This is a genomic window from Saccharopolyspora sp. 6V (assembly GCF_020176785.1).
GTDB classification, from domain to species: Bacteria; Actinomycetota; Actinomycetes; order Mycobacteriales; family Pseudonocardiaceae; genus Saccharopolyspora_C; species Saccharopolyspora_C gregorii.
Genome location: NZ_JAIUKB010000112.1, coordinates 39,723 through 49,721, shown reverse-complemented (window position 1 = coordinate 49,721; position 9,999 = coordinate 39,723). Strand labels below are relative to the sequence as shown.

The following is a 9,999-nucleotide window of genomic DNA, read 5'->3' as shown; positions in this document are numbered from 1 at the left end:
GCCCCCGGCCGCCGCGCGCAGCGCCCGGGCCCCCCGGGCGGCGGCGGGGGGGGGGGCGGCCGCCGCCCCCCCCCCCCGCCCCCCCCGGCGCCCCCCCCCCCCCCCCCCCCCCCCCCCGGTTCCGCGTCGCCGCCACCGGACGATCCCGGTGGCGGGGTTCGCGACCCGCACGCCCCGCCTCCGCCCAGTGGGAGGGCGGGGCGTTCGCGCAGCGCAGCACAGGTGGTGCTGCACGATCACCGTGGAACAACGGCCCTCCAGGAGGAACCCAGTGACCGACGACGGCACGTCGGAAGACGGCTACGGGCGTGTGCTGCTCAAGCTGGGCGGTGAGATGTTCGGCGGTGGCGCCGTCGGCGTCGATCCGGACGTGGTGGGAACGGTGGCCAGGCAGATCGCCGAGGTCGTCGCGAGCGGGGTCGAGGTCGCCGTGGTCATCGGCGGCGGGAACTTCTTCCGCGGTGCGGAGCTGCAGCAGCGCGGCATGGAACGCGCCCGCGGCGACTACATGAGCATGCTGGGCACGGTGATGAACTGCCTGGCGCTGCAGGACTTCCTGGAGCGCGAGCACGACATCGACACCCGGGTGATGACGGCGATCGAGATGGGCCAGGTCGCCGAGCCGTACATCCCGCGCCGCGCGAGCAGGCACATGGAGAAGGGCCGCGTGGTCATCTTCGGTGCCGGTACCGGGATGCCGTACTTCTCCACCGACACCGCCGCCGCCCAGCGCGCGCTGGAGATCGGCTGCGAGGTCGTGCTGATGGCGAAGGCCGTCGACGGCGTCTACACCGCGGACCCGAAGACGGACCCGACGGCGGTGCGCTTCGACGCGGTCAGCCACCGCGAGGTGCTGGAGCGGGGCTTGAAGGTCGCCGACGCGACTGCGTTCAGCCTCTGCATGGACAACGCCATGCCGATCCTGGTGTTCAACCTCCTGCAGGAGGGCAACATCGCCCGCGCGGTTCGCGGTGAGAAGATCGGAACCCTGGTCAGCACCCCTGCCGCAGCGCCTGCGTGACGCTGCTGAGATCCTGATCGGGTCCGCTGACGACGCTTCACCGCGTCGCGCGGCGCGCACTGCACGTACATCGGCCGCCACACCTAAGGAGCAACCGTGATCGACGAGGCCCTCCTCGACGGCGAGGAGAAGATGGAGAAGGCGGTGCACGTGGCCAAGGACGATCTGGCCACGGTTCGCACCGGCCGTGCCAACCCGGCGATGTTCTCCGGCATCGTCGTCGACTACTACGGTTCGCCGACGCCGCTGAACCAGCTGGCCAGCGTCAGCGTGCCCGAAGCCCGGCTGGTCGTCATCAAGCCCTACGACTCCAGCCAGCTCGCGGCGATGGAGAAGGCCATCCGGGACTCGGACCTGGGCGTGAACCCGTCGAACGACGGTCAGCTGATCCGGATCGCGATCCCGCAGATGACCGAGGAGCGCCGCAAGGAGATGGTCAAGCTCGCCAAGCACAAGGGCGAGGAAGGCAAGATCACCATCCGCGGCATCCGGCGCAAGGTCAAGGAAGGCATCGACCGCGCGGTCAAGGACGGCGACGCGGGCGAGGACGAGGGCACGCGCGGTGAGAAGGAGCTGGACAACCTCACCCACCGCTTCACGGCCCAGATCGATGAGCTCGTCAAGCACAAGGAAGCAGAGCTCCTCGAAGTTTGAGAGGCTGTCTTGCAACTGTGGTTCGCGGCTGCCGGGCCGCTTTCGCCGGCGGCGCCCGCGTGGGCGTCTGGTCGTTTCCGCTCGTGTCCGCCCGGGGTCAGGCCGCAGGCCGCCCGGGTGCCGGGTGTGCTGGACCCGGGCGACCTTCGGTGACGACCAGCCAGCGCGAAGGTGAGTCCGGGATGTCCGCTTCCGCACCGGACGAGCCGTCGCGTCCCTCCCGGGCGGGTCGTGATCTGCGGGCGGCGATCGCGGTGGGCGTCGTGCTGGGCGCCGCGGTGATCCTGTCGTTGCTGATGCTGCGGCACCTGTTCATCGGCATCGTCGCGGTGGCGGCCGCGGTGTCCACGGTGGAGCTGGCCGGGGCGCTGCGCCGCGGCGCGGACATCCGGGTGAGCATGCTGCCCGTGCTGGTGGGCGGGCAGCTGATGATCTGGTTGTCCTGGCCGTTCGGGCTGCGCGGCCTGCTGGTGGCGTTCACGATCACGACGTTGGGCTGCCTGGCGTGGCGGTTCCGGTTCGGCGTGGACGGTTATCTGCGCGATGTGACGGCGTCGGTGTTCACCGCCGCGTACGTCCCGATGTTCGCGTCGTTCGCGGCGATGCTGGCGGTGCCGTCGGACGGCGCGTTCCGCGCGCTGTGCTTCATGATCGGTGTGGTGGCCTCGGACACCGGTGGTTACGCGTTCGGCGTCCTGCTGGGCAAGCACCCGATGGCGCCGTCGATCAGCCCGAAGAAGTCCTGGGAGGGCTTCGCGGGTTCGATGCTGACGGGCGCCGTGGCGGGCGTGCTGTCGGTGGTGCTGCTGCTGGGCGGCGAGTGGTGGCAGGGCGCGCTGTTCGGCGCCGCGCTGGTGTGCAGCGCGACGCTGGGCGACCTGATGGAGTCGGTCATCAAGCGGGACCTGGGGATCAAGGACATGGGCAACATGCTGCCCGGTCACGGTGGCCTGATGGACCGGATGGATTCGCTGCTGCCGTCCGCGGTGGTGGCGTGGATGATGTTGTTCTGGCTGCTCCCGCAATGATCGGGTCGGTGCGGTGATCGGGTCGGGCGATCCGGCCCGGATCACGCCGAGTCCGAACATCTGGCACTGGCCGGACGTCTACGAGCGGGAGAACCGCGCGCAGGACGTGTCCGGCGCGCTGTGGGCGGCGTTGCGCGCGAGCTGCGACTGGTCCGGCGGCGACGTGGTGGACGTGGGCTGCGGCGACGGGTTCCACCTGGGGGTCTTCGCGGAGTCGGCGCGTTCGGTGGTGGGGGTGGAACCGCACCCGCCGCTGGTGGAGCGAGCGCGGTCGCGGGTGGCCGGGATGCCGGGGGTGGCGGTGCTGCAGGCTCCTGCGCAGCGGTTGCCGCTGGCCGGTGCCTGCGCGGACCTGGTGCACGCCCGGACCGCGTACTTCTTCGGACCGGGCTGCGAACCGGGGCTGGTGGAGGCCGAGCGGGTGCTGCGGCCGGGTGGCACGCTCGCGATCGTCGACCTGGACGGGTCGTGCTCGCCGTACGGCGACTGGATGCGCGCGGATTCACCGCGGTTCGACCCGGTCGCGGTGGAGCGGTTCTTCCAGCTGCACGGTTTCCGCAGCGAGTCGGTGCGCGCGGTGTGGCGGTTCGCGGACCGGGCCGAGCTGGCGGCGGTGCTGGGGATCGAGTTCTCGCCGAAGGTGGCGCGCCGGGCGTTGCGGCAGATCTCCGGCTGCGAGTTCGAAGTGGGTTATCGGGTGCGCATTCGCGCTCGTCCGGTGGGGCTGGTCCGGGGTTTTTGAACCGGTGCGCCGGCATTGCCGATTCGCGGTGCTCGAAGATTTCTTCCGAATACCGACCGGCACTCGCAGTGTCGGCAAAACACCTGGTCGGAGCGCGTGCCGGGTGATCAACGCGCGGGTGCCGACACGTAAAGTAGCGACATTTCCCGAACGGCTGGCAAGACCAACCGACCGGACGATCAAGACTTGTCGTGCACTCGGTCGCAGTCACGCCGAGGTGTCCGGACCGCGGTTCGGGCGCCCCCGAATGACGCCTTGTTCGCAGCGCTCCGTCGTGATCGACTTGTCTTGGTGACGGAGTGTGGTGCCCGCCGGGCTGATCCGGCGACGACCCCACCGCGGGCCGCGGTGCGGCGGCCGGGCCTCGATCGCGGTCTCGGGGCGAACTCCGAAGTGGCCGGGAACCGGCCGGATCCCGCCGCGAACACGTGCAACAGGAGCGACCAGATGGCCTTTCACGCGGGCGGACCGGTCACCGCGGGATTGAGCCAGGTCGCGCGGATGGACCGGCGCGAACGAGCCGGGCTCGTCCGGGAGCTGTCCCGGCAGCACCCGACCTTCCGGACGTTGTGGCGGCGGCTGATGCTGGCCAGGGCCGTCGCGTTCACCTCGGTGCTGGCCCTGGCGGTCGCGGTGGTGCTGCTGGTGCAGGACGAGGTGCCGGCGCGGTGGGTGTCGGTGCTGGTGCTCGGCGGGTTGGGCGGCTTCGCGCACGTCGCGATCGTGCTCACCGACCACCGGTTCGACCTGCTGCTCGCGGTGCTCGGCGCGCACCGCACCGACCAGTTGCACGACCGCCTCCTCGCCGACGAGCTCTACGGTTCGGGGACGTCCGAGGACGAGCGGGCGGAAGGGGAGGAGCCGCGGGCCGAGCACGACCGCCGCGCCTCCTGACCGGGGGTCAGCTGCGGATGGACAGCGTGCTCGCGATCTCGGTGCCGAGGAAGTGCGTCTCGGCCTCCGCCGGCTCCCCCACTCGCACCACGAGCGGGCCGCCGAACGGTTTGCGCTCCACGACCTCGATGCGCGCGCCGAGGATCATCCCGTGGTCGGTGAGGTAGCGCAGCAGCTCCGAATCCGTGTCCCAGACCCGCGCGATGGTGCCGACGGTGCCCGGTTCGACCTGGTCCAGCAGCCGGGTGGTGGGCTTCTCCACGACGCCGTCCGCGGTGGGGATGGGGTCGCCGTGCGGGTCGTGGGTGGGGTGGCCGAGCTTCGCGGCGATGTGCTCGATGAGCTCGTCGGAGACGGCGTGCTCCAGCGCGTCGGCCTCCGGGTGCACCTCGTCCCAGGTGTAGTCGAGCACCTCCACCAGGAACAGCTCCAGCAGCCGGTGCCTGCGCAGCACGTCGTAGGCGAGCCTGCGGCCTTCCGCGGTGAGTTCGACGCTGCGGTAGCGGATGTGCGTGACCAGCCCCAGCTGGGCCAGTTTGGTGATCATCCCGGAGACGGAGGAGGGGCTGAGCCCCAGCCGCTGCGTCAGCGTCGCGTTGGTCACGGCCACCCCGCGCTCGGTGAGCCCGTAGATCGCCCGGACGTAGTCCTCCACGGACGCCGAAGGGCGTTCGGCCATGCTCGTCATGGCCCCCACGATAGGAGACCGGGTGGTGCCACGAGTGGGTGGACTATCCGGCGGTGGCGGCCTCCGCGCGCCGCGCGCGCCGCCGCAGCAGCTCCCGGAACAGCCCCTGCCCGGGTGCGAACAGGTAGGTGAGCAGGAACAGCGCGGCCTGGCAGCACACGATCATCCCGCCGGTCGAGGTGTCCAGGTGGAAGCTCAGGTAGGTGCCCGCGATCCCGCTGCCGACCGACAGCGCCGCGGCCACCGCCAGCATCCGGGGGAAGCGCCTGGTCAGCAGGAACGCGGTCGCCCCTGGCGTGATCAGCATCGCGGTCACCAGGATGACGCCGACGGCCTGCAGCGCGACGACCACGGTCAGCGCCAGCATCGTCAGCAGCAGCGCGCCGATCCGCCGCGGCTGCAGCCCGATGGCGTGCGCGTGGGTGGGGTCGAACGCGTACAGCGTGAGGTCGCGCCGCTTCAGCACCGCCACCGCCAGCGTGATCGCGCTGATCACCAGCACCTGCGCGATGTCGCCGTCGGTGACGCCGAGGACGTTGCCGAACAGGATGTGGTTGAGGTCGACCTGGCTGGGGATCCGCGAGATCAGCACCACGCCCAGCGCGAAGAGCCCGGTGAACACCACGCCGATCGCGGTGTCGCCCTTGAGCTTCGTGGTGCCGCGCACCGCACCGATCATGGCCACGGACAGGCCGCCGAACAGGAACGCGCCGACGGAGAACGGCAGCGCGAACACGTAGGCCAGCACCACACCGGGCAGCACGGCGTGCGAGACGGCGTCGCCGAGCAGCGACCAGCCGATCAGCGTCACCCAGCAGGACAGCACGGCGCACACCAGTGCCGCCACCACGCTGACCAGCAGCGCGCGCCGCATGAAGCCGAACTGCAGCGGTTCCAGCAGCCAGATCGCGAGGTCGTTCATCGGACTCCTCCCGGCACGCCGAAGGTGCGGGCCAGCACTTCGGGGGCGAGCACGTCGTCGACGGGGCCGTGGGCGAGGACCCGCTGGTGCAGCAGCACGGCCTCGTCGCACAGCGCGGGGGCGCCGGCCAGGTCGTGCGTGGAGATCATGATGGTGCGGCCTTCGTCGCGCAGTCCCCGCAGCAGGTCGGCGATCATCGCCTCGGAACCCTTGTCCACCCCGGCGAACGGTTCGTCGAGCAGCAGCAGCTCGGCGCCCTGGGCGATCCCGCGGGCGACGAAGGCGCGCTTGCGCTGGCCGCCGGAGAGCGCGCCGATGGGATTGCGCGCGAGGTCGGTGAGCCCGACGCGGTCCAGCGCCTCGGCGACCGCGGCCCGGTCGGCGGGCCGGGCGCGGCGGGTGATCCCCATCCGCCCGTAGCGGCCCATCAGCACCACGTCGGCGACGGTGACGGGGAACGTGGCGTCGATCGCCTCGGACTGCGGTACGTAGGCGACGAGTCCGTCGCGGCGGGCGCGCTTCGGGTCGCGGCCGAGCAGCCGGATCTCGCCGCGGTCGGGGCGCACCAGCCCCATCAGCGCTTTGAACAGGGTGGACTTGCCGGATCCGTTGACCCCGAGCAGCCCGCAGACCTGCCCGGAGGCGATGTCCACGCTCACGTCGTCGAGGGCGAGCGCTTCGCGGTAGGAGACGGTCACGTGCCGGGCCTGCACGCTCATCGGGCACCTCCGGAGAGTCCGGCGACGATGGTCTCGGCGTCGTGGCGCAGCAGGTCGAGGTAGGTGGGCACGGGCCCGCCGGGTTCGGACAGCGAGTCGACGTAGAGGGTGCCGCCGAGCCGCGCCCCCGTCTCCTCGGCCACCTGGCGCTGCGCCTTGTCGTTCACGGTCGATTCGCAGAACACGGCGGGCACCTGCCGCTGCTGCACGAAGCGGGTGGTGTTCTTGATCTGCTGCGGGGTGCCTTCGGAGTCGCTGTTGACCGGCCACAGGTACGCCTCCTGCAGGCCCGCGTCCCTGGTCAGGTAGGAGAAGGCGCCTTCGCAGGTGACCAGCGCGCGCTGCCGCGCGGGGATCCGGTCGAGCTCGGTGCGCAGGTAGCGCTCGATCTCGTCGAGCCGTCGGGTGTAGTCGTCGGCGTTGGCGCGGAACTCGGCGGCGTGCGCGGGGTCGATCCGGCTGAGCGCGTCGCGGATGTTCGCGACGTAGGTCTTGGCGTTGCGCGGGGACATCCAGGCGTGCGGGTTGGCGGCGCCGCGGGTGCCGCCCGCGGCGACCGGGATCGGGTCGACGCCTTCGCTCAGGGTCACGTGCGGGGCTTCGCTGCGTTCGACGAACTGGGCGAACCAGCTCTCCAGGCCGAGGCCGTTGTCCAGCACCAGGTCGGACTTCGCGGCGGTGAGCAGGTCGCTGGGCGTGGGTTCGTAGCCGTGCACCTCGGCGCCGGGCTTGGTGATCGAGTCGACGGTGATCCGGTCGCCCGCGACGGCCCTGGTCATGTCGGCGAGGACGGTGAAGGTGGTGACCACCGAGGGCTTGCCGTCCTCGGCCCGTCCGAGCCCGGCGTCGCACCCGGCGACGAGCGGCAGCGCGGCGGCCAGCGCGGCGATCCCGGCCGCGGCACGCCTGCCGCTCCGGAAAGTTCGCCACACTGGGGAGTGAAGTTTCGGCATGCCGAAACCTTAGCGGACGCGCTCCGGGCGGACCAGGGCCGCCGGTCCCGGCGTGCCGACCCGGACGTGCCGACGGGGCTCGCCTCGGGCCGTGGGACACTGGTGGGCGCTATGTCGACTTCACTTCCGCTGGTCTTCGACGCGCCCAAGCGCGGCCTGCCCCCTCGTCACCTCGCCGACCTGTCGGTCGAGGAGCGCCGCGCCGCGGTGGGCGAGCTCGGGGAGAAGCCGTTCCGCGCGAAGCAGCTCGCGCACCACTACTTCGGCCGGCTCAACGCCGACGTGGAGTCGATGACCGACATCCCCGCGGCGAGCCGGGCCAAGCTCGGCGCGGACCTGCTGCCCACCCTGCTCACGCAGGTGCGGACGCTGGACACCGACGAGGGCACCACCCGCAAGACGCTGTGGCGGGCGCACGACGGCACGCTCATCGAGAGCGTCCTGATGCGCTACACCGACCGCGCCACCGTCTGCATCTCCAGCCAGGCGGGCTGCGGCATGGCCTGCCCGTTCTGCGCGACCGGGCAGGGCGGGCTGCAGCGGAACCTGTCCACCGCGGAGATCGTGGACCAGGTGCGTACCGCGGCCGCGATGCTGCGCGACGGCGAAGTGCCCGGCGGACCGGGCCGGCTGTCCAACGTGGTGTTCATGGGCATGGGTGAGCCGCTGGCGAACTACAAGCGGGTGATCTCCGCGGTGCGCCGCATCTGCGACCCCGCGCCGGAGGGCCTGGGCCTGTCGCAGCGTTCGGTGACGGTCTCCACCGTGGGCCTGGTGCCCGCGATCAAGCGGATGACCGAGGAACAGCTGCACGTGACGCTGGCGGTGTCGCTGCACACCCCGGACGACGAGCTGCGGGACACGCTGGTGCCGGTGAACAACCGCTGGAAGGTCGCCGAGGTGCTGGAGGCGGCGCGCGGCTACGCCGACCACACCGGTCGCCGGGTGTCGATCGAGTACGCGCTGATCCGGGACATCAACGACCAGCCGTGGCGCGCGGACCTGCTGGGCAAGCTGCTGCACAAGCACCTCGGCCAGTTCGCGCACGTGAACCTGATCCCGCTGAACCCGACGCCGGGCAGCAAATGGGACGCCTCGCCGAAGCCGGTGCAGCGCGAGTTCGTGCAGCGCGTCCGGGACGCGGGCGTGCCGTGCACCGTCCGCGACACCCGCGGCCAGGAGATCGCGGCGGCCTGCGGGCAGCTCGCCGCCGAGGCCTGACCTCGGCGATTCCCGGCGGCCTCGCGCGCGGTGAGCCGTGCTCGGCCGACCGCCGCGATGCCCGCCGCGCGCGAGCCCGGATCACCTCCGCCGGAGACCGTCGCCGCCCCGCTTCATCAAGTCGGATGATCCGGATCGGTGGAGCCGCGGAGCACCGCGCCACCGGTGTGGTTGCCGCCGCACGTACTCGCCCGGTGTCGAACGCCCGTCGTTGACCTGCGCGGACGGTGCCGGGCGAGCCGCTGCGACACCCGCACCTCCGCAGCCGGGAGGACATCGGCGCACCCCGCGCAAGGGGTGTCCATCGACCGTGTGGGGCCTCTGGAAAAACGCGCCGCGCGGAGATCATGCTGGTCGTGGTCCCGGCGATGCCGGATCGCTCGGCCCGATGTCGAGACCCCCCGACCGGCATCGGGCCGTCGCCGGCCGGACAGTGCTCCCTTCCCCTCGCACCGCACTGTCCGGCCGGCCTCCCGTCCGGGTCAGCTCACCTCGGCGAGCTTCCCGGTGGCGACGTCGAAGACGAACCCGCGCACCGAGCCCTTCTTCGGGATGAACGGGTCGTCGAGGATCCGCCGCAGCGAGCGCCGGACGTCCTCGGCGACGTCGGCGAACGCCTCCGCGGCCCACTCCGGTTCGGCCCCGACCTCCTGCCGGAGGGTGGCGGCGAACTCCTCGTCGGTGAACGTCAGCATCCCGCAGTCGGTGTGGTGGACGAGCACGATCTCCTCGGTGCCGAGCAGGCGTTGGCTGATCGCGAGCGACCGGACCTCGTCCGCGGTGATCACCCCGCCCGCGTTGCGGATCACGTGCGCCTCGCCTTCGCGCAGGCCGAGCGCGCGGTAGACGTCCAGCCGGGCGTCCATGCAGGCCACCACGGCGACGTGCTTGGACGGCGGGAGGGGGAGCGGGCCCTCGAAGCCCGCGGCGTAGACCTCGTTGTTGCGGAGCAGTTCATCGGTGACCGACATGATCGGTGACCTCCTCGTCGTGCTGGATGGCCGGCGTGCCGAGCGGGAGCGGCCGCGCCCCTCGCGGCGCGGCCCCCCCCCCCCCCCGGGGGACCCCCGCCCCCCCCCCGGGGGGCCCCCCCCGGGGGGGCCCCCCCCCCGGCCATCGCCCCCACCCCGCCCGACCCCCCGGGCCCGCCAGGGCCC

At 72.0% G+C, this 9,999-nt stretch carries 11 protein-coding genes; 6 read left to right on the top strand and 5 right to left on the bottom strand.

Features of this window, described 5'->3' with window-relative positions:
- Positions 1-271: 271 nt before the first annotated feature.
- The 5 genes from pyrH (at position 272) to LCD35_RS21525 (ending at position 4,339) form a co-directional block, all read left to right on the top strand.
- Entirely contained in the window at positions 272-1,021 is a 750-nt protein-coding gene (gene pyrH, locus LCD35_RS21545) for a UMP kinase (RefSeq protein WP_225044741.1), read from the top strand.
- 96 nt (positions 1,022-1,117) lie between these two features.
- A complete protein-coding gene (gene frr / locus LCD35_RS21540) occupies positions 1,118-1,675 on the top strand; it encodes a ribosome recycling factor (RefSeq protein WP_224960007.1) in 558 nt (185 codons plus the stop codon).
- A gap of 182 nt (positions 1,676-1,857) precedes the next feature.
- Positions 1,858-2,703, top strand: a complete 846-nt coding sequence (locus LCD35_RS21535) for a phosphatidate cytidylyltransferase (protein ID WP_224960008.1) — start codon at positions 1,858-1,860, stop codon at positions 2,701-2,703.
- A gap of 13 nt (positions 2,704-2,716) precedes the next feature.
- A complete protein-coding gene (locus LCD35_RS21530) occupies positions 2,717-3,445 on the top strand; it encodes a class I SAM-dependent methyltransferase (RefSeq protein WP_224960009.1) in 729 nt (242 codons plus the stop codon).
- Positions 3,446-3,892: 447 nt separating this feature from the next.
- On the top strand, positions 3,893-4,339 hold the full coding sequence (locus LCD35_RS21525) for a hypothetical protein (protein WP_224967001.1): 447 nt from the start codon (positions 3,893-3,895) through the stop codon (positions 4,337-4,339).
- A gap of 7 nt (positions 4,340-4,346) precedes the next feature.
- Here LCD35_RS21525 and LCD35_RS21520 read toward each other — a convergent pair whose 3' ends face one another.
- From LCD35_RS21520 to LCD35_RS21505, 4 genes are read right to left on the bottom strand one after another with little or no spacing between them, the layout of a single operon-like run.
- On the bottom strand, positions 4,347-5,018 hold the full coding sequence (locus LCD35_RS21520; RefSeq protein WP_373690065.1) for a metal-dependent transcriptional regulator: 672 nt from the start codon (positions 5,016-5,018) through the stop codon (positions 4,347-4,349).
- Positions 5,019-5,070: 52 nt separating this feature from the next.
- Positions 5,071-5,949: a metal ABC transporter permease gene (locus LCD35_RS21515; protein WP_224960013.1), complete on the bottom strand. Its 879-nt coding sequence runs from the start codon at positions 5,947-5,949 to the stop codon at positions 5,071-5,073.
- Positions 5,946-6,668: a metal ABC transporter ATP-binding protein gene (locus LCD35_RS21510; protein WP_224960015.1), complete on the bottom strand. Its 723-nt coding sequence runs from the start codon at positions 6,666-6,668 to the stop codon at positions 5,946-5,948. Before LCD35_RS21510 ends, LCD35_RS21515 begins: the two co-directional genes overlap by 4 nt.
- Positions 6,665-7,621 carry a metal ABC transporter substrate-binding protein gene (locus LCD35_RS21505; protein ID WP_225044740.1) on the bottom strand — a complete coding sequence of 319 codons (957 nt, stop codon included), beginning with the start codon at positions 7,619-7,621 and terminating at the stop codon, positions 6,665-6,667. Before LCD35_RS21505 ends, LCD35_RS21510 begins: the two co-directional genes overlap by 4 nt.
- A 111-nt stretch (positions 7,622-7,732) precedes the next feature.
- Here LCD35_RS21505 and rlmN point away from each other — a divergent pair, with 111 nt between their 5' ends.
- Positions 7,733-8,842: a 23S rRNA (adenine(2503)-C(2))-methyltransferase RlmN gene (gene rlmN / locus LCD35_RS21500; RefSeq protein ID WP_224966998.1), complete on the top strand. Its 1,110-nt coding sequence runs from the start codon at positions 7,733-7,735 to the stop codon at positions 8,840-8,842.
- A gap of 482 nt (positions 8,843-9,324) precedes the next feature.
- On the opposite strand, the gene LCD35_RS21495 is transcribed toward rlmN, so the two are convergent.
- On the bottom strand, positions 9,325-9,813 hold the full coding sequence (locus LCD35_RS21495; protein ID WP_224963280.1) for a carbonic anhydrase: 489 nt from the start codon (positions 9,811-9,813) through the stop codon (positions 9,325-9,327).
- Positions 9,814-9,999 lie beyond the last annotated feature (186 nt).